This window comes from Cytophaga sp. FL35 (assembly GCF_014349235.1).
Classification (GTDB): Bacteria; Bacteroidota; Bacteroidia; order Flavobacteriales; family Flavobacteriaceae; genus Euzebyella.
Map to the genome: position 1 here is coordinate 119,524 of NZ_JACSOH010000010.1, position 26,445 is coordinate 145,968.

The 26,445-nt window shown below is 41.7% G+C and carries 15 protein-coding genes; 8 read left to right on the top strand and 7 right to left on the bottom strand.

The annotated features are described in order from the left end of the window. Positions 1 to 190 precede the first annotated feature (190 nt). The 3 genes from BIZ36_RS10400 to BIZ36_RS10410 all read left to right on the top strand — a co-directional run bounded on the left by BIZ36_RS10400 (position 191) and on the right by BIZ36_RS10410 (position 7,818). Positions 191 to 3,604: a SusC/RagA family TonB-linked outer membrane protein gene (locus BIZ36_RS10400; protein WP_187457835.1), complete on the top strand. Its 3,414-nt coding sequence runs from the start codon at positions 191 to 193 to the stop codon at positions 3,602 to 3,604. 33 nt (positions 3,605 to 3,637) lie between these two features. After that, the gene (locus BIZ36_RS10405; protein ID WP_187457836.1) at positions 3,638 to 5,344 is read left to right on the top strand and encodes a SusD/RagB family nutrient-binding outer membrane lipoprotein; all 1,707 of its coding nucleotides are present in this window, start codon (positions 3,638 to 3,640) and stop codon (positions 5,342 to 5,344) included. A gap of 143 nt (positions 5,345 to 5,487) precedes the next feature. Then, positions 5,488 to 7,818 carry a hypothetical protein gene (locus tag BIZ36_RS10410; protein ID WP_286174688.1) on the top strand — a complete coding sequence of 777 codons (2,331 nt, stop codon included), beginning with the start codon at positions 5,488 to 5,490 and terminating at the stop codon, positions 7,816 to 7,818. Between the two features lie 2 nt (positions 7,819 to 7,820). Here BIZ36_RS10410 and BIZ36_RS10415 read toward each other — a convergent pair whose 3' ends face one another. Together BIZ36_RS10415 and BIZ36_RS10420 are read right to left on the bottom strand one after the other, a co-directional pair. Beyond that, positions 7,821 to 9,119, bottom strand: a complete 1,299-nt coding sequence (locus tag BIZ36_RS10415) for a DUF3748 domain-containing protein (protein ID WP_286174689.1) — start codon at positions 9,117 to 9,119, stop codon at positions 7,821 to 7,823. Positions 9,120 to 9,242: 123 nt separating this feature from the next. Further along, positions 9,243 to 11,597, bottom strand: a complete 2,355-nt coding sequence (locus BIZ36_RS10420; protein WP_187457838.1) for a GH92 family glycosyl hydrolase — start codon at positions 11,595 to 11,597, stop codon at positions 9,243 to 9,245. Between the two features lie 175 nt (positions 11,598 to 11,772). Here BIZ36_RS10420 and BIZ36_RS10425 point away from each other — a divergent pair, with 175 nt between their 5' ends. Next, positions 11,773 to 12,729, top strand: a complete 957-nt coding sequence (locus BIZ36_RS10425; protein WP_187457839.1) for a metallophosphoesterase family protein — start codon at positions 11,773 to 11,775, stop codon at positions 12,727 to 12,729. A 6-nt stretch (positions 12,730 to 12,735) separates the two neighbouring features. Here BIZ36_RS10425 and BIZ36_RS10430 read toward each other — a convergent pair whose 3' ends face one another. After that, on the bottom strand, positions 12,736 to 13,908 hold the full coding sequence (locus BIZ36_RS10430) for a dipeptidase (RefSeq protein WP_187457840.1): 1,173 nt from the start codon (positions 13,906 to 13,908) through the stop codon (positions 12,736 to 12,738). Positions 13,909 to 13,919: 11 nt separating this feature from the next. After that, the gene (locus BIZ36_RS10435; RefSeq protein WP_187457841.1) at positions 13,920 to 15,500 is read right to left on the bottom strand and encodes an FG-GAP repeat domain-containing protein; all 1,581 of its coding nucleotides are present in this window, start codon (positions 15,498 to 15,500) and stop codon (positions 13,920 to 13,922) included. A gap of 125 nt (positions 15,501 to 15,625) precedes the next feature. Between BIZ36_RS10435 and BIZ36_RS10440 the strand changes: the two genes are divergently transcribed. Further along, complete coding sequence (locus BIZ36_RS10440) at positions 15,626 to 16,294, top strand: HAD family hydrolase (protein ID WP_187457842.1); 669 nt, start codon at positions 15,626 to 15,628, stop codon at positions 16,292 to 16,294. 12 nt (positions 16,295 to 16,306) lie between these two features. Here the strand turns inward: BIZ36_RS10440 and BIZ36_RS10445 are convergent, their stop codons facing one another. Genes BIZ36_RS10445 through BIZ36_RS10455 form a run of 3 tightly spaced genes read right to left on the bottom strand, consistent with a single transcriptional unit; the run spans position 16,307 to position 20,038 of the window. Further along, positions 16,307 to 17,326 (bottom strand): polysaccharide deacetylase family protein, encoded by a 1,020-nt coding sequence (locus BIZ36_RS10445; RefSeq protein WP_187457843.1) that lies wholly within the window; start codon positions 17,324 to 17,326, stop codon positions 16,307 to 16,309. Between the two features lie 10 nt (positions 17,327 to 17,336). After that, positions 17,337 to 18,734: a PhoPQ-activated pathogenicity-related family protein gene (locus BIZ36_RS10450; protein ID WP_187457844.1), complete on the bottom strand. Its 1,398-nt coding sequence runs from the start codon at positions 18,732 to 18,734 to the stop codon at positions 17,337 to 17,339. Positions 18,735 to 18,748: 14 nt separating this feature from the next. After that, on the bottom strand, positions 18,749 to 20,038 hold the full coding sequence (locus BIZ36_RS10455; protein WP_222937346.1) for a hypothetical protein: 1,290 nt from the start codon (positions 20,036 to 20,038) through the stop codon (positions 18,749 to 18,751). A gap of 257 nt (positions 20,039 to 20,295) precedes the next feature. Here BIZ36_RS10455 and BIZ36_RS10460 point away from each other — a divergent pair, with 257 nt between their 5' ends. From BIZ36_RS10460 to BIZ36_RS10470, 3 genes are read left to right on the top strand one after another with little or no spacing between them, the layout of a single operon-like run. After that, the gene (locus tag BIZ36_RS10460) at positions 20,296 to 21,243 is read left to right on the top strand and encodes a PKD domain-containing protein (RefSeq protein WP_187457845.1); all 948 of its coding nucleotides are present in this window, start codon (positions 20,296 to 20,298) and stop codon (positions 21,241 to 21,243) included. A gap of 48 nt (positions 21,244 to 21,291) precedes the next feature. Beyond that, positions 21,292 to 24,699 carry a SusC/RagA family TonB-linked outer membrane protein gene (locus tag BIZ36_RS10465; RefSeq protein WP_187457846.1) on the top strand — a complete coding sequence of 1,136 codons (3,408 nt, stop codon included), beginning with the start codon at positions 21,292 to 21,294 and terminating at the stop codon, positions 24,697 to 24,699. A 16-nt stretch (positions 24,700 to 24,715) separates the two neighbouring features. Further along, complete coding sequence (locus BIZ36_RS10470; RefSeq protein WP_286174690.1) at positions 24,716 to 26,374, top strand: SusD/RagB family nutrient-binding outer membrane lipoprotein; 1,659 nt, start codon at positions 24,716 to 24,718, stop codon at positions 26,372 to 26,374. The last annotated feature ends 71 nt before the right edge of the window (positions 26,375 to 26,445 follow it).

Sequence of the window (26,445 nt, forward strand, 5' to 3'; positions counted from 1 at the left end):
TATGATTTTTGACTAAAAATTAATGATATATTAACCATAATTTTTTCTTGTGGTAAAACAGCGAAAATATTGGTCAATATTACATATGTAATTAATAATATACCATATGTTTTGAAAGGCAGAATCGGATAGTTTTGTTAGGAATTAAACATCATTTCATTCAATTTCCTAATTAACTAATTCTACCAAGATGAAAAAACCAATGATTCGTTCGTTACTTTTTCTTTTGTTCGTTCTCTCCGTAACAGGGGTAATGGCACAAAGGGAAATTACCGGAACTGTCAGCAGTACAGATGGAGAACTCTTACCCGGAGTATCCGTGGTTCTTAAAGGAACCACTACAGGGGTAAGCACCGATTTTGACGGTAACTACAGTATTAATGTGCCCGGCAATGATGCCGTACTTTTATTTTCGTATATAGGAATGTCTTCCAAAGAAGTGCCTGTTGGAAGTCAAAATACCTTAAATGTCTCACTTGAACCCAGTTCTGAAGCCTTAGACGAGGTGGTGGTCACTGCACTGGGTATTTCCCGAGAGAAAAAATCCTTGGGGTATTCGGTAAGTGAGGTCGATGGAGATGCACTGGACAATGTACCACAAGAAAATGCTTTGAATGCTCTTTCGGGAAAAGTTTCCGGGGTAGCGATCAATAGTACAGGAGCACCGGGCTCTTCCGTGAGCATGGTTATTAGGGGAGCAACTTCCCTTTCAAGCGATAACCAACCGCTTTTTGTAATTGATGGAGTTCCGGTTTATAACTCCTTGAACAACGTGGGTGGCGTTGGTCGCGATAACCGAGTCGATTATGGTAATGCTATTTCGGATATTAATGCGGACGACATAGAAACCATGACGGTCTTGAAAGGGGCCAGTGCAGCCGCTTTGTACGGTTCTCGTGCCGGTAATGGAGTGGTATTGATTACTACCAAATCAGGAAAGGCCAAAAAGGGGATGGGCGTTACCATTAATTCCAGTACGGTATTTGACATCCCGTACAGATACCTTGATACGCACACAAGATTTGCTGCGGGCTCAAGACCATATACTGAAGATAATTTTCCCTCAAATGAATATGGGGCCATACTCATAGGTGAGACTTCATCGGCTTGGGCCGGTCCTGCTTTGGATCAAGGAATTAATGCCATTCATTGGCCCTACACGGCCGAAGAAATTGCAAGTGGAGTTCCAGTACCTCGAGAATTGAAATCGTACGACAATGCCGCCAACTTTTTTAACACGGCAATTACATCAACCAACAACATTTCCATTCAAGATAATACCGAAAGGCTTAATTATAGGCTTTCTTATACCAATCTGGAGAACAAAGGTTTTATACCTAATTCCGATTTGAGCAAGAACAGTATCAATTTGAACTCTTCTCTCAAATTGGTAGATAACTTTACCGTAAGCTCAAGTCTTAATTATACCAAAACGGCCAGTGACAACAGACCGGCCGGAAATAGGGGAGCCAACCCCATTCAGGCGATGTACGAGCTGGCACCGCACATTGATGTAAGGGACCTTGAAGATTATTGGTTGACAGATTATGAAGGACTTCGTCAAAATTCTCCCTACGCCTTTGGAGATGACCCAACGGAGACAGAATGGAACAATCCTTATTATTTGGCCAACGAGGTCAATAACAGTTTTGAAAGAAACCGATTTTATGGGAATGTAAAGGCAGACTGGCAGATAAATAGTGAATTGTCAGGAATGATCCGTTACAACTTTGATGAGGTTAATGAAGTTCGTGAAACTAAAATCTCGAACGGATATACCAACGAAATGAACGGGGCCTACGGTATCACCGATATTTTTAGAAATGAGACCAATATCGATTTTCTTTTGACCTACGCTAAAAAATTCAATAATTGGGATTTTTCGGCCTCCTTCGGAGGTAACAGAAGGGTAAATAGAACGTCTCAGGTAACCAATTCTACCAAGGATAGGGGGCAAGGGCTACTGACGCCTAATTTGTTTACTTTAAGTAATATCGCTCCTGAAAACTTGAACTATAATTCCTATAATACAGAAAGACAGGTAAACAGTTTATACGGCCTGGCAAGTATCGGTTTTATGGATACTTTCTTTGTGGATGTCACCGGTCGTAATGATTGGTCGAGTACCTTGCCCGAGACTAACAATTCTTATTTCTATCCGTCAGTATCGGCAAGTTTATTATTGAACAACGCCCTCAATTTGGGAAACAAGGTTTCATTGGTAAAATTAAGAGCAGGTTATGCTGAAGTCGGAAATGATACAGACCCCTACAACCTAGTTCCTATTTTGAATAGTGGCGATTCGTGGGATGGTGGTTCTATGTTATCGGTTCCTGGAAACCTTTTAAATCCTGAGTTAAAACCAGAGTCACAAAATTCATGGGAAGCAGGTTTAGACCTAGCTTTTTTCAGTAACAGGTTGCGATTTGATTTTACGTATTATGAAAGCGATAATAAAGACCAGATTTTTCCGGTTAATACGCCCATTTCGTCAGGGTATAACTCTAAGTTCATTAATGCCGGTCTGATTACCAGTGAAGGTATCGAAGCAGGTTTGAACGCGACTATAGTATCCAAAAACGATTGGAACTGGGATATGGGCTTTATTTTTAGCCGTAACCGTACCAAGGTAATGGAGTTGGCGGATGGGATGACTTCCGTTACTCTTTGGACCGATGCTCGTGGTGGCGCCATCACCTGGATCGGTGAAGAAATCGGTAATATTTTTGATGCCGCTATGGTTCGGGTAGAAGACCCTAATTCACCTTATTTTGGATGGCCTATAATCGATGAGGAAGGATTTGAAAGTAGTGACCGTACTAGAGAAGATGAAGATGGAAATAGGGTAGCACCCATCATAGGAAATTTCAATCCAGATTTCAACTTGGGTATGACCACTTCGGCATCCTATAAAAATTGGACGCTCTCTATGAACTTTGACTGGAGAAAAGGTGGTCAGTTTGTTTCCCAAACCCACCGTTATGGTGAGTCTGATATGCACACCCAAAGGTGGTTAGATAAGTTGCACAACTTTAGTGATGTAGGTGATTTGCCCTCATATTTAAAAGAAAATGCGGATCAATATCTTTCCCCTGATGGTGAATTCTATGTACTGGTAGGAGGACCTACTGCTGCTGATGGGGGCTTTCCCATAGAAGAAGGAGGAGTAACTCTTAGTGACGGTGTATTTATGCCTGGTGTACAAGGGGAGTATGACGAAAATGGGAACTTCGTGGCGACCGCCGAAAATTTAGGTGGGCCCGGAACGGTATATACCCGTTACCAAGATCACTATGGATGGGATTTTACAAGAAATGCCACATTTGATGCCGATTATGTAAAGCTTCGGGAAATCTCATTGACCTACAACGTGCCTTCTAAATCTATCAAACAAATCGGATTGCAAAACTTGGCTATTTCCCTGTACAGTAGAAACGTGATTCTCTGGACGAAAGCCGATATTGGTATTGATCCAGAAATGGCATTTCAACCGGAATCTAGCGAGCAGGGAAGAAGTGGCATCCAATTCAAACAAGGTATTGAAAGGTTTAATGTAAATCCGTGGGCAATTCCTGTCGGATTTAAATTAAGTGTAGGATTTTAATCAGGTCAATTCAATAAAAAATTAGATATAGTTATGAAGACTTTAAATAAAATAATGAACCTGGCTCTTTTAGCTGTGCTAGTAGTGCTCGGTTCGTGTGACGATGATATTACGGAGCGTAATATCAATCCGAATGGGGTCAATCTAGAAGAAGGGAATCCTAGCTTTTTGTTGACCGATGTTATGGTAAATACGGCTATGGATGTAGGCAATAAGGGTTATAGCAATCCTTTGGCCGCCTACGTTCAATATATTCAGAAAGATTCTTGGGGCACCAATGATTATGATTGGGAAGGTGACGGTTGGGAAACTTATTATAACAATTTAAGAACCGTAAACCTGGCCTTGGAGCGCTCTCAAGAATCCGGACTGGTTTTTCATGAGGCCATTGCGATGATTTTAAGGGCACACAATTTTGCTCTCTTAACCGACTTTTATGGGGATGTGCCCTATACGGAAGCCTTGCAAGGGGCAGATGCTGATGGGGTCGATTTACCTAAATACGACTCTCAAGAATCGGTTTACAAGGGCTCAATAGCCAATTTTGAAGCTGCATCCCAAATGATTTCATCTAACATGTCCAGTTTGGAAACCATAAGTCCTTCTCAGGATATTTTCTTTGGCGGAGATGCCGAAAAATGGGAGAAATACGCCAACTCTTTGGCTTTGAGATATTACATGCGATTGTCTGAAAAAGACCCTGCATTTGCTAGTACCGGCGTCCAAAATACTTTGGCTAAACCACTTATGGAAAGTGTAGATGATGAGCTTGCTGTTTCCTATTTAGGCATTAGTCCCGGAGATTCGCAGCCTAGTAACGGTTTGTCAGGTACACCTTCTAATTTTACTCGGGTAAAGCCATGTACAACATTGATTTACGCTTTAGAGGAACTAGATGACCCTAGAAGTGATATCTGGTTCGATGCTGTTGAGGTACCTACCCAAGTGGTAGCTCCTGCCGAAATGCCTTCAGGGCCATCCACTTTTCTAGAAATTTCCAACGGATTGCGATATATTAACAACGATTCTCTAGCGAGTAAAAACTTGGCCATTTATGACCCAGCAACTTGGTATGCGGATCGTGAGGCAGGGCTTACTATGATTGATACCAATAGCGTATTTGTGGGCTTACCGGTGTCTAACCAAGGTACAGAACCTTATACCTATAACTTGAATCCGAGTCCGGTACAGGGTGGTGGTAATATTCATGTTTCCCTAATGAACCCTATGTTCAATGAACTTGAAGGTCCTAATCTAAAAGCGCGGGTATTTTCCTATGCTGAATTGTGCTTCTTAAAGGCCGAGGCCGCCTTAAAAGGATGGGGTACCGATGCCGAGGGTAATTATAACAAAGGTGTGGAGGCCTCTTTAGAAACTTGGGGCTTGGCCGATGCCTATGATGATTATATCGACAATGAAGGGGTTGCCTATGATGGAACCTTGGAACAATTGATGGAGCAAAAATGGATAGCCAATTTTAGTTCGGCATCCGAAGCTTATTTGGACTGGAGGAGAACAGGACTTCCAGATTTAAGACCGGGTCCCTTTGCGAAGTCCGATGTGATTCCCGTAAGATTTGTTTATCCGACCGAAAACAGTACCCTCAACCGCGAAAACTATTACAGCGCGTTGAATAGCTTAGAAGAAACAGAACATACGGATGATGTACCTGGTTATATTCAAAATGATACCCCTTGGTCAAAACCTTGGGTATTACAGGGGGTTGACCAACCTTGGTAGTCTCCTAAGCGACGTTTGAGAATTATTAATTGTTGAGTTAGTTTATTGTTTTAATTACCTGGGGTTTCGGCCCTAGGTAATTTTGTAGTATACAAACGATAGACAGTTCTATTATCCTGTTTTAACCATTTTATCAAACTGCATTGAAAATTAGAATTTTTCTTATTGGAATAGTTGTTCTTCTGCTAGGTTGTAAGTCGGAGGTCGAGAATGACCATTTAGATTTATCGAAAGCCGGAGTAATAATATCTAGTGGGGTGGACAAAATAATGCAGGAAACCCTTTTTGATGTTTTGACCGAGGAAATTGCCAAGAGAACCGCTTTGAATTTATACAAAGAAGATGCTACAGATGCAAAAACGGTCATCAAATTGGCATTACAAAGAGAAATGGACCACTTGGAAGCCCCTAAGGTAAACAGTTTCCTCTCGGAGACTAGCCTAAAAAAAGAGGGTTTTCATATTTACCATGAAGTCCTCGAAGACCAAGATGTCCTTTGGATTGTTGGCGCCGATGAACGAGGTCTTTTGTACGGAATTGGCAAATTTCTGCGAATCGCTCAGTTGGAGAAGAATAAATTCACAATAAAAAACGGTATAGACCTGGTTTCTGAACCTGAGTACGCGCTTCGGGGCCACCAGTTCGGATATCGGAATACGGCCAATTCTTGGGATGCATGGACAGTGAAGCAATTTGACCAACATTTTCGGGAACAAATACTATTTGGTGCCAACAGTTTTGAAAATATCCCTTTTCAAGAAGCAGGTTCGAGTCCACATTTTAAGGTGCATCCTCAAGAGATGGAGGTAGCAATGAGTGAAATATGTCAGAAATACGGGGTGGATTATTGGGTGTGGACGCCCGCTCCCAAAGATTTAACGGAAGCTAATGCACACGAAGAAGGGTTAAAACAACAAGAGGCTTTTTATGCTCGAACCCCCAAATTGAACGGCGTTTTTGTTCCTGGTGGTGATCCTGGTGAAAACCATCCGTCGATGTTGATTCCTTATTTAAAGGACTTGGCCACTATCTTACATAAATACCATCCAGAGGCCGGTATCTGGGTTTCTTTGCAGGGCTTTAATGAAGAGAAGACTTCTTATTTTTTTGAATACCTCCAAAAAGAAAAACCGGATTGGTTGGCCGGTTTGGTTAACGGACCTAGTAGTCCACCGCTTGATTTTGAAAGGGAGCAATTACCAGAGAAATACGCTTATCGCTTTTATCCTGATATCACCCATACGGTGAGATGCCATTACCCGGCCGTACGCTGGGATCAGGCCTATGCGCTTACTTTGGGTAGGGAGCCTATCAATCCACAACCGAATTTATATACTAAATATTTTAAAAGAGATGTTTCTAAAACCGATGGATTTATTACCTATTCTGACGGTTCCCATGACGATGTGAACAAAGTGTTATGGAGTCAATTAGGATGGAATTCTAAGGTAAATTCGGAGGATGTTGTTAAAGAATATTGTCAATTTTTCTTTGGATCGGAATTGGCCGATAAGGCTGCGGAGGGCATTTTTGCTCTGGAAGAAAATTGGAAAGGGCCCATTTTAGAAAATCAAGGGATTGATAGTACGCTAGAAAAATGGAAAAGCTTAGAGAAAAATCATCCTGAACTTTCAGAAAACTGGAGGTGGCAGCAGCTGATTTTACGAGCTTATTATGATGCTTATGTAAAAGCAAAACTTGTTTTTGAATCAGGTTTAGAGCAAGAGTCCTATAAAGTGCTGTCAGAAGCGGCGGAAATGGGTGCTGAAGCGGCCATGGAAAAAGCCCTTATTATTTTAAAATCCACCGATTCGGCGCAAACTGGCCGAGACCTTCGAAAGAAAATCGAGTGGTATGCTGAAGAGCTGTTTCAGTCCGTTGGAGCTCAGACAAGTGTAGAAAAATATCAAGCGAGGGGTGCCGAACGGGGCGCTATTTTAGATTTTCTTGACATTCCCTTAAATAACAGGTGGTGGTTAGAAGATGAGTTTGAAAAGATGAAAAAACTATTAACGGAAGAAGAAAAAATAGCGCGATTAGATTTTATAAGAACCTATGAAAGTCCGGGTGAAGGCAGTTTTTATGACAACATTTCAAGTGCGGCGGCAAAGCATGTAACTTCAGAAACGGACGATGCCATTGACTACTTATGGGAGCATGATGGAAAAAGCCGAAAAAGGTTGTCGACCCAACTGTTTCAATTTTCCCCAGTTTTGGAGTATGAGGGCTTAAATTCCGAAACGGACTACCTCATAAGGGTGGCAGGTTACGGCGAGGCGCTCTTACGTGCGAATGGGGAACGATTAGAGCCCTCCAAATATGAAAAAGGATTTGAAGAGTTCAAAGAATTTCCCTTGCCGAAAGAATTGATAGCTGACGGTAATTTGAAAATTACGTTCGACAAGCCTGACGAAGAACAGCTTAATTGGCGAAAGCAGTCACGGGTCACCGATGTTTGGCTAATCAAACAATAGGTCTATACATTGATTAAAAATATCTGTTTGGTTTTTTCTCCCTCGGCATTTTTAACCATTCTATTGTACGCAATGGTTTTGCCATCATGTGACCATACCAAATTGGTGGGGGCGTCATTGGTAGGCTGGGTGAGTACTTCTGACTCTTGCGCATCGATTTTTTTTCGGTGGATGGAGTTATTCTGCACATAGATAATCTCTTGCCTATTAGGATGCCATCGCACCCCACTTAGAACATCGTTTTTATGAAATGTAAGCTGTTGGGGTTCTCCGCCGAGAGGTGATATGGCATAAACCTGTTTTACGTGATTCTTATCATAAGCTAAAAAGGCTAATAGCGAACCATCGTTTGAGGAACGAACAATACCTTCACAGCCTGGTCGTTCACTCTCGGAGGTAAAGGTCAATCTCCGTTGGTTTGCACCCTTTGGTGGTGCTGGTAAATTTGTTGCCGTTCCTTCTAAAAAACTATTTTCATTTGGTTGAGTGATATCTTCCGGAATATCTACAAGAAATACCTCATCTACACTTTCCCCTGTTGAATTTTTAACGGTTCCGATAAAAGCCCGCGCTCTTTGCCTTTTTCCATTTTTTTTCAGGTATCCGTTATGACCGACCCAACTATCTCTTGCCGCCCGGCTTATTTCATCACTTCCGGGGGTGGGTTCTGGTACGACGTTAACAACCAGAACACTGAACCACTCTCCCGAAAAATTTTCAGCATTCTCATTTTCCACAACCACGGGAGAATTGCGTTTAGAGACACCGATAGTTCTGAGATTATGAATGCTTCCGGTAGAATCTTCCAATTGTTTCATGATGGCATCGTTATAGGTAAAGCCGATAAATTTCCCATCACCACTCCATTCGTGTCGGTGCGTACCTCCTCTAAGGGCACCAACGGTAAAAGGAGCTTCCACATCGCGAGCATCCATAAAAATAGGGACTTCGGGACGGTTTTCATCAATGATTACACCACTACGCCGCCATTGTTGGTATGGGCTGGTCTCAGAACAATTCAAAAGTCCGTGGATAAAGGCCACTTGATTTTCAGTGTGAGAGTAACTAACAGCTCCTACACCAGGGCCGTACACCTTGTTTTCGGGAATATGGTAAAGCACCTTTTTTTCACCCGTTACCACATGCACTTTTTCGATGGTCCCATTACCGCCAATACCGCCCAATTCGGTTCTTGTATCATAGACAAGCCACTGGTCATCAGGAGAAAAATTATCGTTGTTGTCCAAATCGTGATTGTAAGTGAGGTCACGTGTCAGTTGAATTTCTTTTTTAAATTCCATTTGATTACAGGAATGGATGCTTGCGCATCCGATGAATATTAAAAACCAAAACTTTTGATAATTCATAAATACACTTCTATTCAGGCTCTCGTAATTTGTTACGTAAAAGCTTTCTCATTTTTTTCAATTGCTCATGGAAGGCGGTGCTTTTTTACTGCCCCAAGACTTATTGGGTTTAGCTCCCATCACGAACTCTAAAGTTCCTCCTTTCGTAATTACGGAATGGTCTATAAAAGTTTGATTAAAAGGCTTTCCGTTGAGTTTCGCCGATTGTATGTATTGATTTTCTAGCGAGTTGTTGATTGTTTTGATGTTGAATGACTTCCCCTCTGGCAGGTTTAGTTCTACTTCTTCAAAAATAGGACTCCCAATGGTGTAGACGGTACTTCCGGGGGTCATGGGATAAATTCCCATGGCACTGAGGACATACCAAGAAGATAACGAACCCATATCTTCATTTCCGCAGAGTCCTCCAGGCCCGGTACGGTAAAATTCGTTCATTACCTGACGTGCTTTTTGTTGTGTTTTCCAGGGTTGTCCTGCATAATTGTAGAGATAGGCCACATGATGTGAGGGCTGGTTTCCATGTACGTATTGTCCTATGGTACCCACCACACCCACGTATTTGGGAGGCGTAATAACGGGCGACATCTCAAAAAAGGTGTCGAGTTTATTTGTAAAGGCTTTCGGTCCGCCAAATAGTTCAATCAGTCCCTGAACATCATGTTGAACAGACCAAACGTATTGCCACGCATTTGATTCTGTATAATGGCGGTTCGGCCTACGGCCCACCAATAAAGGATCGAAATATTGATAATAGCTATGGTTACCTTCAGTTACGATTTGTTGGGATTGGTTTTCCAGGGCTGGTAACCAAAAACCATCCGCTTTTCTTGGTCGCATAAACTGTGTTTTTTTATCCCATACATTTTGATAATTGTAAGCACGCTGGGTAAACAGTTCATAATCTTTTTCCTTGCCGAGCTCTTTTGCCAATTGGGCAATACACCAGTCGTCATAGGCCAATTCTAAGGTGTTGGGTACGGCCTCGGTAACTTTATCAATAGGTGCATATCCTAAATCAAGATAAAATTCGAGGCCAGAACGGCCCGCTTCTTCGGGAATGGGTGGTTTGGGCGATTCCAAGGCTTTCTTTTTCATGGCCTTGTATAAAAGTTCTACATCAAAATCTTGGTAGCCTTTTAAATACGCATCTACAATAACAGGTATTAAATGGTCGCCTACCATAGATTCGCCATAAACATTTAAAAAATGTTGGGCAGGCAACCAACCGTAGTTCTTTACTTTTTTTTCAATGGACTTGATATAATCGTTCACATGCTCAGGTGCCACCAAAGTCATTAGCGGGTGTTGGGTTCTATAAGTATCCCAACACGAAAAAGAACCGTAGAAATCGAATCCGTCGGTATTATGAATTTTACCATCGGAACCAAAGTAGCTACCATCAACATCTTGTGAAATATATTGGGCCAATAAGGATCTATATAGGGCGGTTGTAAAAATTTGTTTTTGCTCTTCAGTACCTCCTTTAATAGTAACCTTGGAAAGCTCTTTGTTCCATATTTTCTCCGCGCGTTCCTTGGTTTGGTCAAAATTCCAATGTGGAATTTCAGCCTTAAGATTCTTTCGGGCGCCTTCAATACTGGTATATGAAATTCCTACCTTAACCAGAATAGCTTCATTTTCTTCCGTATGATATTGTACGAAAGCACCGATTTTATCGCCCACTTCGGCATTTTTATAAGGGAAAATGCTTCCATCGGATTCCGGAGTTTTATAGGCGGCATCAAAGGTTCCGTAGTAAAGAAAAGGCTTGCTGAATTCTGCTACAAAATAAACCTTTCCCAAACCGGCAGCTTTGGCACCTTCAATTTGCTGGTTGTTTACAATCCGTAATTCAGATAGTTCCCCTTGGGTCATATCACCAATTTGATGCCCCACATCTAAAATAATACGTGAAGTTTTTGATTCTGGGAAGGTGTAGCGGTGAAAACCTGCTCTTTCGGTAGAGGTCAATTCGGCCTTAATATTATAATCCTTGAGCATTACGGAATAGTAACCGGGAGAAGCGGATTCTTCCGCATGGTCAAAACGTGAGCGATAACCTGCATCCGGGTTTTCCAAGCTTCCTGGAACCACTTGTAATTTTTGATGGGTTGTGGGCATTAAAAGGATCTCGCCTCCATTGACCATTCCCACCCCGCTCCAATGCGTATGGCTAAAACCCATAATTGAACTTTCGGAATATACATAGCCCGCACAATAGGTCCACCCCTCCGTATGAATATCCGGACTCAAATGTACCAAGGCATTGGGTAAGGCCGCACCGGGGTAGGTGTGCCCGAAAAAGTCGGTTCCAATAAAAGGGTCGACGTGGTCAATCGGATTTTCTTGGGCGTAACCGATCAGGCAAAAGAAAGCTAGATATAACTGGTAAAATCGTGAAGTTTTGAACATGTTGGTTTTCTTGTGGTATGGCAAAAGCAAATATAAGATTCCCTTACAATTGGAAGTGGTAATATACCAGGGGTAAAGGACAAAAAAGCTGAAACAATAGCATCTTCATATTATTACATTTGTGATATGATAGTGTGGAAATTCAAAACCTTCTTTATAGCTAAAAGTTTGCGGTATGAAAAAGAATCAAGGACTAAAATTAAACAGAAGAAGATTTTTGATAAAGTCGGGACTTGCCTCGGCAGCTACTCCCTTTTTGCCGCTTACCATGAATATAAAGGAGTCTTTGGCTTCTAAGGAGGATACCTCTTTTGAGTTCGTTTTTATGACCGATATTCATATCAAGCCAGAAATGAATGCACCTATGGGGTTTCAAATGGCCATAGACAAAACCAATGCAATTAAACCTGATTTTGTGATTACCGGTGGCGATTTGGTCTACGATGTGATGCGGGGCAATTTTGAGAAAGGTGACGGACTTTTTAAACTATATACTGATATGGCCGAGGGTTTTCAAATGCCGGTTTACAATTGCATAGGTAATCATGATCTATTTGCGATTTATGAAGAAAGCCCCGAAGACACCTCCCATCCCGATTATAAATATGGCATGTGGCAGCGTTATTTTGGTGATACCTACTACGCTTTTGATCATAAAGGTTGGCATTTTATCACACTCAATTCATTAGACGTTACCGACAATAAGCGATATAAAGGCTCGTTTCATGCAGAACAGCTATCTTGGTTACAAAAACACCTTCAAACCATTGACACTGAAAAGCCTATTGTGGTCACCACCCATATTCCTATGCTTTGCACTTTTTCCCAACTCAATGGAAAAGAAGGCACCAGAACGGTAAGTAACGCCTATGAGGTCTTCAATATTTTTAAAGACCACAATCTTAAGTTGGTTTTGCAAGGCCATATTCATTGGAAAGAATACGGCTTCGTGAACGATCGTGTCCATTTCTTAACAGGAGGTTCCATCGCCGGTAATGGCTGGAAGGGCCGTAGGCATCATACCAAAGAGGGCTTTATGAAAATAAAGGTCAGTGGTAATGATTTTTCTTGGGAATATATTGACCATGGCTGGGAAGCTCAACGCCTTAAAATGGGAATCGGTACAGAGTAAACGAGGTTACCGCAGGTTTTGAAGCATAAAACGCTTGATGTTTTCGCCCATAATGGCCTTAATTTCATCTTCTGTAAATTTTTGCGCCAACAATTCTTCGACCAGCAAGGGCAGGCCGGTGATATCAAACGGTGTGGTTACACTTCCGTCATAATCGGAACCCAGCGAAATACAATCGATACCGGCAATTTTCTTTACATGTTTCATGGCATCTACAATCCCCTGAATTTCAGGTGAGCTAACGGCTCCTTTAAAAAAAGCAATTCCAATCAAACCACCATTTTTTGCTATCTTCTTCACGTGTTCATCCGAGAGGTTTCTCGAATTATCCATAGTGCCTTTCACTCCCGTATGGGATACAATCAAGGGCTTATCTGTCATCTTAAGAATGTCGTCAATAATGGCAGGGGAGGAGTGTGCTAGGTCTATGAACATACCCAATTCGTTCATTCGCTGTACGACCTGTTTCCCAAAATCCGTTAATCCCTCGCCGGTAATACCGTGTGCGGAACCGCCTAATTCATTATCGAAAAAATGGGTTGGCCCCAACATGCGTAATCCTTCGTTATAAAGCTTGTCTAAACTCTCTAAATTTCCCTCAAGGCAATGCCCGCCTTCCACACCAAGAAAACCACCTATCACTTTTCTATCTACTTTTCTTTTTTCGATTAATTCTTGAAAGTCGGTTTTGCCTTTTACAATGATAAAATCATCATCAAAATCTTCGGCATATTCATGCAACTGTTGGCATTGATATTGAGCTCGTTTAAACAAACTACGCCAGTTACTGATGGGTTTTCCTTGTACGATATTTAGTAGGGTAATATTGTCCATTGCATCGCTTGAATTTTTGGAAAAGTTTTGCCCAACGGGCGACTTCGTCACAATAGTAAAAGCTTGTAAGGCCATATTGGCTTCTTGCATCCTTGGAAAATCTACATGGCCCACTTCATTCTTTTTGGTCAAATCTCGGCGCCATAAAAGGGCATCGCAGTGCAGGTCGGAGATAAACTCAAGGGATTTATATAGTTTCAGCGCCTTATTGGAGACTGTGTAGGGCGGGACTTGCTTAGTCTTGTTGTGCTTGGCGTCTAAAATTTTAGGAACAATGAGTACCGCTAACAAATACAGCACTAGGAGAATGCCTAAGGTTATGAAAAGCCATTTATATTTTTTCATAGCACTATTTTTTAAGGTATCAGGGTATTTTCAAGAATGGCAACAGAAGGACTTTTCTTTAACCAGCGTTTGCTGAGGTCTGTAGCATCATCTTTTGCCAAAAAGTACACAAATGATCCCAAGGCCAAATCTATATCTCCATCTCCATCCACATCACCGGCATCCATAACGAGCCATCTACCGTTACTTGCATTTTTAAAGGATTGAGGCTTAAAGTTGAGGTCTCCCTGATTTTCAAAATATACAAAACTTTCTTCGGGTCGTTCCGCGTAATCAGGGAAAAAGGAAATGGCAGCCATATCCAAATCACCGTCATTGTCAAAATCTAAAGATATGGTTTTGTAGGCACCATTCATTCTAAAGAAATAGGCTTGTTCAAAATTCATTTGCCCATCGTTTAAAAAAAGGTACACTCCGTGATAGTCTTTTAGAATAGGAGTTTTATCGGCATTATCGCCGCAGGTATACAGAATATCTTTAAATCCATCGCCATTAAAATCTACAAATTCAAAGTTTTGACTACCGTTTAATGGTGAGAATTGCATCCACCTTTTTTCTTTAAAATTTCCGAGTCCCAGATTCTCGAAATAAAAAATACCTTCATCGCCCTGCGCCATCAGGCAGATAATATCCAATCGCCCGTCTTGGTTGACGTCGGTTACGACCGATTTTATAGCTCCCGATGCTTGTTTCAGAACTTTTCTATTATACGCTTCGCCTTCTTTTTCGTAAAGGGTCAACTGACCCGTGTGGTCGCCATATTCACAAACAATCAGGTCTTCTTCACCGTTTTCGTTAATATCGCCAAAAGCAATATGAACAGGGCGCTGAAGATTGTCAAGTACAGAGGTCAGTTTTACTTTTTCATGCGTGGCAGAAGGATTGGTATAGGCTTGTAAACGTCCATTTTTTAAATCATTGGGGAAAATATTCTTCCCCACACTTAAAAGATAGCTCATATCCTCTTTTTCTTCCAGATGAATGGGTGTCTGAAAAGTGAGCATGTTTTTTTCCAGCTCCAGGTTTTCATCGAGAAATGTCAGCACATTGCTATTGGGTTTTCCATCGGAGAAAATGAGGCCTTTCCCCTCTTTTCTAATTTTTACCATGGTAGTCATTGACGGACGGTGGGCAACCTTTACTTCTTTATAGTTGAATTGTTCTAAATCTAGCTCGATGTTTTCATTGTAGGTGGTTTTTTGTAGTTCATCTGGAGCGTTTTTTAAATAGAAATTCTCTAGTTTTAGCCAATCTTCCGAAGATATAACAGGGTTTTCAGGGTAAATTTGAGCGGCTTTGACGATCTGGGCGTTTTCTGAACTACCGAATAGGCTGTCGTTTAATGTTCCATTCGAATAGATGCCTAAACGTTCTGCCATAGCGGGTAACACATCTTCTTTCCAAATGGTCTCGCTAAGTTTATCAGGGGATACAAACTGATGACATGATGCACAATGAATATGGGCCAGCGCTTCTCCTGTTAGTTCGGTTGTATGAGGAATAGATTTTGATTCAACCTTTGGAATCATTTCTTTGCAAGAGGTGACAATTAAAATGATAAAAATAGAAAAGGAGAGATATTTCGAACTCATAATTGAAGGTCAGGTAGTGACTACTTACAAATATAATGGCTTCTTAAAGAGGTAAATGCTAAGATTACATCGATTTTAGGTAAAATTTACTTTCCATTGTTTTAAGGTGAAGTATAAATTTGAAAATGAAATTCCAAAAAAAGACAACAACCATTATTTTTGATATGAACGGGGTAATTACCGATGATGAGCACTGTCATGAAATGGCGACCAAGCTAGTTTTTGAAACTTTTGCAGTCGATATTACCCCCGAAATCTATAGAACCTATTGCCTTGGGAGAACCGATAAAGCTGCATTTGCCGATTTATTGGCAGATTTTGGATTACAATATGTAAAGTGTTCTAAATTGATTGCTGACAAAACCAAAATATATCTTGATTTAGTAAGCAATGAATTGAAAATCTATCCTGGGGTAGTGGCTTGCATTGAAAAACTTGCTCAAAATTACACCTTGGCCCTGACGACCAGTTCGACCAAATTGGAGGTTCAAGCTACTATGAAAATTACAGGCCTCAGCGATTTGTTCAAAGTAGTAGTAACTTCAGAAGACGTGAGTCGTGGAAAACCCGACCCAGAACCGTACTTGGTCACCTTGAAAAAACTGGGCCTACCTGCATCACAATGTTTAGTAATCGAAGATTCCGAGAACGGGGTTAAGTCCGCCAAAGCCGCCGGAATTAGGTGTATAGCGATTTCCAATACAGAAATATCTGAAAAGCTTCAACTCGCAGACGCCATTATTAAATCTTACAAAGAATTCGACGATAACTTGATTCAAAGTCTTTGCGAGTAGTTATAGATACTATTATTTCTTCATTTTCTCAAAACGTTCCATGATTTCCATCCAATTGGTAAAAATGATATCCTCTTTCTTAAAGAAATCCAAAAGATTTGGGTCCGCAAACATTTCGGCTTCCCAAACGCGTTGTTGCCAAGAATTGGTAATCTCTTTTAAGTTTTCTGTTTGTACGGAAGGATGAAAAATAATTTCGGTAAGCCCGGGACGTAAAGAATTGACCAAGGTTTTAAAGTTTTCTACCTTTTCCTCATAAGTGCCTCCCTTGGGCGCACTACTAAAAAAGTCCAATTTTGGGAGTTGATAGGTTGCTATCATTTCAACAACAGAATCGTCAAGAGGATACCCTTCTTTTCTAAATCCTTCCAGTACTTTTGGGTTTGAGATATCTATAACATTTGCGGGTATTTTATACTCCTGAGCTACCCTTAAAAAAGCTTCTACGTAACCTGGATCGGCATAGAGCGTACCCATGTGGGTGTCGATATGGTTGGGTCGAAACCCCCAAGCTAGAGATTGTTCAATCTGGGCACGAATCTCTTTTTCAACCTCTTCTGCAGAAGCATTTTGAACCACTTGAATGACCTTGTGCCACATATGGTCAGTTTCATCCAATAAACCCGGTACTTCTTCGTGTGGGGTTACGGTTCCCCAGCGATACGTTTTCCATTCACTCGTGAGGGTCAAATGAAGTCCGATATCGGATTTGGGGTTTTCAATGGCCCAATCGATGAACTCCTTGGCATTCGGACAAGGTATCATGACCGCAGCTGATTGGATATCCCCGTCGGTCAATTGATTCTTTGCGGCTGTATTTGCTTCGGGACACATTCCAATATCATCGGCATGTAGAATGAGTACCTTTTTACCTTTGGGCCATCCCAACTTTTCTGCCCATGTTTTATTTTCCGAGGAAGCTTGAGCATCGTTGTTCATAACAACGTCCTTTTTTCCTTGGTCTTTACAGCCTCCTAAGAGCAGAATGGAAAAGATAGCTGCACTTACAAATGGTATGAATCTATTTTTCATGGCAGGAATTTTAAAGTACTTCGTCGTTATCGGCTAGATACATTCGTGTGCTTTTGGTATAGGTGCCTCCGTTGATATCCTTGTATTCAAAATCGATATAGAATGCCTTGTATCCTGATTTCGGATATTCCACTTTTTGGGAAACTTCACCATTTTCATCCAGTTTAATAGGGGTAGAACTCCATTGGTCATCCCTTAAATCTCGATCGGTAGAACTGGCTGTCCACAAAAATGCATTGGTCAAATTATCGGTAGTAGATGAGACGGTAAGGGTAGCTTCCTCATCAGTGGTGTTGATATTATAATCGAGATTATCATATTTTTCCTTCGCCAAAGTTTGAGCCCAAAATCCACTTAAAGATTTTAAGGCTTCTTCACCACCTCCTAAATTATGGCCTGCATTGGGTGTGTAGTGAATGTAGTTTTCACCTGGAATATCATTAATGTAATGTTTAATAGCGTCCACGGGCCAGTATTCGTCGTTGGTACCTATAAAAATCAATTTAGGCATCGTTAAGTCGGCACGATACGAATAGGGGTCGATCATTTGCGTAAGCGCCTGCCCATCTCCCGTATTTACGGTTTGTGGAATTTCTAATTTGATGTAATCGTTGATTTGTACACTGTACTCGTTCCAAGCCTCGAGGTGATAATCGAGACTGACCGGCATATTCAAGACATCAATGACCATAGGCGCAATCGCCTCTACGCGCTTATCGGAGGCACCGGTTAACCAGGTTGTCCAACCTCGTTTAGAAGCTCCTGAAACGGTGAACCTCGATAAATCTTTGTTTAGGTTTTCTTTACTGAATTCTTGCACGGCATCCATGGCGCGCACCGCACTTTTTACCATGGGAAAGAGTAGGGGCCATGTGTAATCTTTGTCGTTTTTAAAATTATGTAGTGTAAACGAAATAAGTTGGTCTTCCACCAAGTCGCCGTCGTACAAGGGTTGCATGGGCACTTGACGAATGATGGAGGTGATGGCTTTGTTTTTTAGGGCCATCAATGCCATAGGTTCAATTTCATCCCCGCCTTTTTTTATGGATTTCCATTTGGGTTCGCCATTATCGAGATGTCCACCCGTAATAAAAAGTAGCGAACCATCAAAGGCTATCTCTTGAGGTACAAAAATGGTCAGCTGATGTTTCCAAGTATGTTCACGCCATTTTTGCGAGGTTAGCAATAGGTCATAGGCTTTTACACCTTGCAGCTCAAAACTATCTTTTACAACCCAAGAAAAAGTTTGGTCCCCATTCTCAAGATAACTTTTAAGTGCGTTTTCTGGAGTAACCTCCGCAATTTTCGGTTCTGGGGCTTGAGCAGTTTCTTTTTTCTTCTCTTTGCAAGAAAAGGTCAGGCTTAAAAGAGTAAGACAAAATATCCAGTAATGAGATTTTGAATTCATTTTCATTGCTTTTATTATTTCTTAGGTTGATGGTTTTTGTTAATTAGAGTAAGAGCCTCGTTCACAAAGATTTCACCCGTCTTTTCGCCTAGGCTCGTACGGCTGATGTATTGATAGCGATCAAAGCTGTTGAAGTCTTCCTTGGTCAAAATGTATCCGAAAGCATCGTTGGTAAGCCCTAATAAAAACGGATGCTCCCCGGGCATTTTCCTTTTTAGGTAATAACCGATATTGGGCAAGGCTTCTCCAGGAATTGTAATCATTTGGGCGGTGCCTAGCTGAATATAGTTCAAAGTGGTGGAAATTGATGTTCCATCCTTTGATCCCATGCCTAGCGGAGAATTTTTTAGTATATGCTGCATCATGACCGAAGCCACCGGAAACGTAACCTTGGTGGAAGCCACCCTTAAATCAGGGTTGTTTTGTATGGCCGCCTTATCGATTATTCGCAAAGCTTCATCTGCTAATAAAAACCCGATACGCTGGCACTCTTCCCAATCATTGGCTTCTTTTCCGTTTTCTAGTCGATTATCTGCAGTAACCATACCTCCCAATGCTCCATTCATAAAAATGGATAGGCCCCCAGTTTCTTTTTCAATTCGTTCGTGAAGTGGCCCTACCAAATCAGGACTTAAAATACCTCTTTTGTTTCCTATAACCTCAGGATGAACAGCGTAATTCGTAAGGGTGGCTTGAATAGTTCCTTTCCTTTTGCCGCTGGCATTGATAGTTTGTAGCACTGCGCATCTAGGGTCATATAGTTGGGGGGCATAATAATTATAAGCTATTTTGCCTTCTACTTTTTCATGGGCAATTTTTAAATGAACCGGTTTTAACCGGTCCATGGCTTCATTGATGGCCTCGGCCATTTGCACTGTACACCAATTGAGGTAATCCATATTTGCTGCGTGATTACCGTTTTCATCGGCAAAGGCATAGGCGTCAGGGGCACTATGGGTATGGGTAGCTCCAATAAGAATGTTCTCGGGGGCAATTCTATTTACCAAAGCCCTTGTTTTGTCGCCCCAAGCCGCAGGCCAACCTAGGTTATCTATAGAAACAATCGCGGTTTTGATGCTTCCTTTTGCAAATACCATGGCCCTTATATAAAGGTCACCTTCTTTTTTTTTGGCCGCTTGGGGTAGACCAACGCCTCCGGAAACGGCAATCAAAGGTTCAGGGGTAATCTTACGCTTGGCGACACCTGCCATTAAATCCTGAGATAAAGAAATAAGCGGTGAAAGTAGAATGAATAGGACCAAAAGCCGTAATTCACCTAATCTTAAATATTGCTTAACCTTCATTTAAATGTCAACATGATTTGGAATTTGTTAAAATTTATTATGGAATGCATATTTCTCATTTTGTAAAAATATATGTAATGAAATAAATGAATAGTTAAGATATTATCAAAAATCAATAAAATAATTGAAATTGTTTCAGTGCTAAAAAACTAGTTTTGAGGTGTTGTTTTAGATATTATTAACATAAATAACAGCCTTTTTTTAGACCTCCCTAACTGCCCTACCAAAATCCTACTAGTCTTGATCGAAAACTATTGATGATGAAAAATCTCTCCATTAAATCTACACTCTTCGCGGTAATTGCCCTGTTTTTAACTGCATGTCAAACGGACGATAATACAAGCGATGGACCCATTCCCTTTACAGCCGATGTTTTTAATTCCATAAATGGAAAAAAAGTCGCTTTTCAGGGTTTGACGAATAATGCGGTAAGCTGGAATTGGGATTTTGGTGATGGCAGCACTAGCAACCAACAAAACCCGGTGCATACGTATGCAGATTCAGGCTACTATACCGCCACGTTGACGGCTACCGATGCTACTGGCGCCACCTTAAGTAAAGAAGTACAATTGGCCCTTGATATCACTCCCTATGTATTATTGACGGGGGGTGCTACCGATGACGATGGAAAAACCTGGAGACTTTCTAGTGCCCATTCTGATAGTGACTATTTCGGAAATACCGATGCGGCTTTAAGTCCGTTTGATGGGGCTCCCAATCCTTTACCTGCGGGTATTTTTGGTGCTGGGCTCGGTATGGCAGAGGTTTATGAAGATGAGTTCACCTTCTATTTTGATGGTAGGTATGAAATGGATTTGAAGGCCGATAATGCCGCTTTTAGTGGCTTGGTCTATCAAATTGTGAATGATGGTGGTGCCAGCGTGATTAATAACGGTGGTGCGGACTTTGGTTTGTGTACGGCCAGTTTTACCCCAGATTCGGATGCTACCTTCAGTTATGCCGAGAATGCTGCTTTGACCGTTTCTTCGGTCTACGGAGCAGGAGGAAGCTTAACGTTTGAAGATGTGACCTACCTAGATTTTGAGGGGATGGCCTATCTCGGACTTTTAGACTTTGAGCGCCGGGTAATCATTCAAGAAATTAATGACACCAGCATGCGTATGGTGATGTTTTTAGCAGCCTCGCCAGACTTTATTGGTGTGGGCACCAATGTGGTTATTCTAACATTTGAAGCCGTCCTATAAAAATTTCCAATCCAGCAGAGATATACAACCAATTTCCAAAGCACTATTATGAAAGAAATTAATCAAAAGAATAGGTCACCATATACGAAAAGCCTACTAGGTTTATTTCGGGTATGTTCGATAGCGGTTTTTTTATGGGGTAGTCCGTTGGTGGCTCAGACGGTTTCAGGTACGGTTTCTTCTGAGGAAGATGGTATGCCCTTACCGGGCGTGACCATTATGGAAAAAGGAACCAATAATGGAGTAACCACAGATTTTGACGGTCTCTACAATATTAATCTACAATCTGAAAATCCAGTATTGGAATTTTCCTATTTAGGATTTATTTCACAAGAAATTGCGGTTTCCGGTAGGGCAAATATCAATGTAGCTTTAGAAACCAATACCCAAGCTTTGGACGAGGTGGTTGTTACTGCTCTGGGAATCAAAAGAGAGGATAAATCGTTAGGATATTCCGTAGAAAACGTCGCTGGGGAAGAGCTTACTCGTGTTGCCCAAGAAAATGTTTTAAACTCCCTATCCGGTAAAGTGGCCGGGGTTACCTTAAATAATACAGGAGGCACCGGGTCTTCCGTAAGTATGGTCATCAGGGGAGCCATTTCCTTAAGTTCCGATAACCAACCTTTATTTGTAATCGATGGGGTTCCTGTTGCCAATTCACTGAACAATATCGGGGGCTTTGGCGATAGAAACCCTGTTGATTATGGTAACGCCATCTCGGATCTAGACCCACAGAGTATTGAAGATGTTTCTATTCTAAAAGGTCCCAGTGCGGCGGCACTTTACGGATCTAGGGCGGGAAACGGCGTGGTTTTGATTACGACCAAAAAAGCGGACAAAGGCCAGCGGATGAAGGTAAATTTTACTTCGAATACCGTTTTTGATATTCCCTATCGCTATATCGATACCCAATCGCGTTTTGCTTCCGGATATTTCTCTTATTCCCCAGAATCGGAAGGCGGTTACATTATGCCTGATGTACTGAATTCAGGGGGAAATGGTGGTCCTGAATTAGACCGAGGTTATTTCGCGGTACAATGGGATTCTCCCCTTGATGCCAATGGCGCTCCTATTCCTACCGAATTAAAATCGTACCCAAACAACATTAAAGAATTTGTACGTAACGGTATTACTACCACCAATAGTTTGACGGTGAGCAGTAGTAATGAAGTGTTAAATTACCGCTTGGGGGTTACGGCTATGGATAATACCGGGGTAGTTCCTAATTCCGATTTACAGCGGAATAGTTTTTCGCTTTCAGCCTCCTCCAATATGAGCCAGAAATTGACGGTGAGTACCAATGTAAATGTGGTTCATAGTTATGCCGATAATCGACCGGCTTCTAACCGTGGTACCAATCCTTTGCAGGCGGCTTATAGCATTCCGGCCAACGTAAATATTCTGGATATTAAGGATTATAAACTTCCCGGAACGGATATTTATAATTTCTCCGATAATTATGAAAATCCATGGTTTTTGGCCAATGAGGTCAACAATAGCTATTCAAGGTTTCGGGTGTACGGTAATATGGCCTTGGATTGGAATCCTCTGCCGGGATTAAATCTGAGAACCAGTTACAACTTAAACAGTTTTAGTCAAACTCAAGAAACCAAAATGGCGCCCGGCTATACCCGTGAACCCAATAATGGTACCTATGGTATCGCGGAAACGGAAGGTATTGAGACCAATGTTGACTTTTTGGCGAGTTACTCCAAAGACTGGGAAAAGTTTGATGTTACGGTCTCGGGGGGAGGCAACTTGATGTATCAACGAAACCGTGGTTTGAGCAATTCGGCCTTTTCTAGGGCGGGTTTAATCGTTCCGAACCTATTTACGGTCGATAATATTGCGCCAACTTCTTTGAACTACTCCAGTTTTACCTCTGAAAGGGCCATTAACAGTGTATATGCCTTGGCGAATTTTGGGGCATATGATATGCTTTATTTGGATGTCACGGTCCGTAACGATTGGTCTAGTACCTTACCGGTAGATAATAGGTCTTATTTCTACCCTTCGGCTTCACTTAGTTTTCTGGTCAGCGAATTGGTTGATATTCCAAAAGTGGATTTATTAAAATTACGAGGGGGATGGGCCCGTGTAGGTAACGATACCAGCCCCTACCAATTGGGTGCTTATTTCAATAATTCAGGACAGTGGGAAAATGCGGTTCTCTATAGTGCGCAGGGAAGTTTAAATACACCTGATTTGGAACCCGAGGAAGCTACCTCACAAGAATTTGGTATCGATTTGACCATGTTCGGTAACAGGTTGCGATTTGAAGGAACCTACTATACCGTTGAAAATAGAAATCAGATTGTTCCCAATATTCCTATCCCAGGTTCATCGGGTTACAATAGTGTAAGTATCAACGCCGGGGTTTTAGAGAGCAAAGGTTTTGAACTGGCCTTGGGCTTTACCCCTATACAGTCCGAAGATTGGAATTGGGACTTAAACCTTAACTATACCACGAACGAATCAAAAATTTTAGAACTGGCCGATGGTGTTGATTATATTGAATTTTGGAGCGAAAACAAAAGTGTTTCCCGCGGCTATGTGGCCAACCCTGCCACCGGCGAAGATGGCTTGGTCGGTGATATTTATTCGCCCAAGATTAGAAGGGTAACTGATGAGAGCTCTCCCTACTATAACTACCCACTTTTAGGTCAAGGGGAAGATGCGGAATGGCTGGCAACCGAGGAAAGGGTAAAAGTGGGAAATTACAATCCTGATTTTGTCATGGGCCTTCAATCGAGTCTATCCTATAAAAATTTCACCTTAAACTTGACATTCGATTGGCGCTCTGGCGGGCAATACATGTCGCAAACCTCGCGCTATTTGGTAGAAGACGGTTACGGACAAACTATCATTGACAATTTGGTCAACCCGGGAATAACCGAACTTGGTCCTGAGATGAAACAATGGGTGTTGGACAATGCCGATAGATTTATTTATGGCGAGAATTTCTTATCTATAGGTGGCCCACCAGGTGATGGCGGATTTCCGGAAAGTTTAGGGGGCAGAGTGGTGTATGATGGTATTTTCAATGCCGGTGTTGTGGGTACCCATGATGCAGAGGGTAATTTCATCTTAGACTATGAAAATCTGGGAGATGTCGGAACGAACTTAATTCCGTTTTCAGTCGCCAACCCATGGGAGTTTGGTACTCCGCACATGTTCGATGCGGATTATATAAAATTGAGAGAAGTAGCGCTAGGTTATAGTATTCCTTCCAAACATTTGGATAGAATAGGTCTTACAGATTTGAACTTCTCAATCTATAGTAGAAATATCATGCTTTGGACAAAAGACTCCGATTTCGGAATTGATCCAGAACGGGCATTTCAAGCGGAAACAAGTTCAGGAAATAGGGGAACCCAGTTCAAACAGGGTATTGAAAGATATAATGTGGAGCCATGGTTGGTTCCCATAGGAATTAAGATTGGCCTAACTTTTTAATTGATAAAACTTCACGATGATGTACAGAATAGCGAATAAGATTGTCATAGGAATGGTAGGCATATTTGTTCTTGTTTCATGCCACGGTCTTGAAGAGTTGAACGAAAACCCCAATCAAATAGGATCCGAAAATGTAGACCCGAATTTGTTGTTACCAACGATTATTAATGGGGTAGGTAAAAATGTGGTCGATCTTGGTTTTGGTAATATGGCAGGAGTTATGCAACATACTCAGAAAGATGGTTGGTCTAGCGGTCACAATGCTTATGATTGGAGTAATGATTCTCATAGTTGGAACGGCTATTACAGTTTATTGACCAATAACAAGGCCATGATTGAAAAGGCAGAAGAAGAAAGCCTTGATTTTCATCATGGGGTGGGTTTGATTTTGAAATCATATCTCTTTGGCATGATTGCGGACTTGTGGGGAGATGCTCCCTATACGAATGCTTTAAGGGGCGATGAGGGTTCTGAATTCTTTGATGCCGAGTTCGATGCCCAACAGAGCATTTACGAAGGTATTCATACCGATTTAAAAAAGGCGAATTTATTATTGAGCAATAGTCAAGACAGCTATTTCAGTATTCAGGCCAACCAAGATATTCTTTTTGCTGGGGCTGTTGCCAAATGGCGAAAATTCGGTAACTCGCTACTATTGCGCTACTACATGCGCCTATCTGAAAAAGAACCTGGTATTGCCCGACAAGGTATACAGACCATTGTCTCACAACCTCAAACCTACCCTTTGATCTTACAAGCCGAAGACGATGCAAATATGCCCTATATCGGAAATACTACCAGTGATTCTTGGCCAACGAATACTAAATTTGATGCAGACCCTCAAGGAGCTTATTTCAGAATAAAACTGGCCAAAACTTTCGTAGACAAGTTGCAAGAATTGAACGATCCTCGTTTAGCGGTGTGGGCAAATAAAATTGATGTTCCCTTGGTTTTGGAAGAAGGGGCACCTGAAGGAACCGATTATGTAGATGAAGAAGGGAAACGACATATTTCACAAGATATTGTCGATGCCTATGAAAATACAGTAGGTTTTCCAGTAGATTTTGACAGCTTGTACGTTGGGCTTCCTACGGCTCTGACCTTTGGTACTTCCTATAATTTAAGTGAAGACGTGAATCAAGGTACGCGCAACCTACACGTTTCTCAATTGAACGAAATCTACAAAGAAGCGAGTGGACCATTATTACAGTCTAGGCTAATGTCGGCTTCGGAGGTTAATTTTATTTTGGCCGAGGCCGCGGCCAAGGGCTGGATAAGTGGTAGTGCCGAGAATTATTACAATGAAGCGATTAAACAATCCCTTTCCGCTTGGGGTGTTAGTGGTGACTACGATGACTATATTGCTAACGGCGGGGCGTATTCAACGGAAGAAGATATCATCATTCAAAAGTGGATTGCCAGTTGGTCCTCAGCTTCCGAGGCCTGGTTTGACTATAGAAGAACGGGGCTTCCGGAATTGGAAACGGGTCCGGCGTCGAAAAGAGCGGCCTTGCCCTTGCGGTTCTATTACCATATTGATGAGATAGATAATAATCAAAATTCTGCGGAAGCAATCGACCGATTGGAGCCTACACAGTATAAGGGCGATGATGCCAGCAACAATAGTGCATGGTCAAAGTTTTGGTTGTTGCAAGGAACTAGTCAACCTTATTGATAATTAGTTGTCTAGATGCTTTTTAGGCATTTAGTGTAGAATTGCCCTTTATGGTTAAAATTTAATGTGTT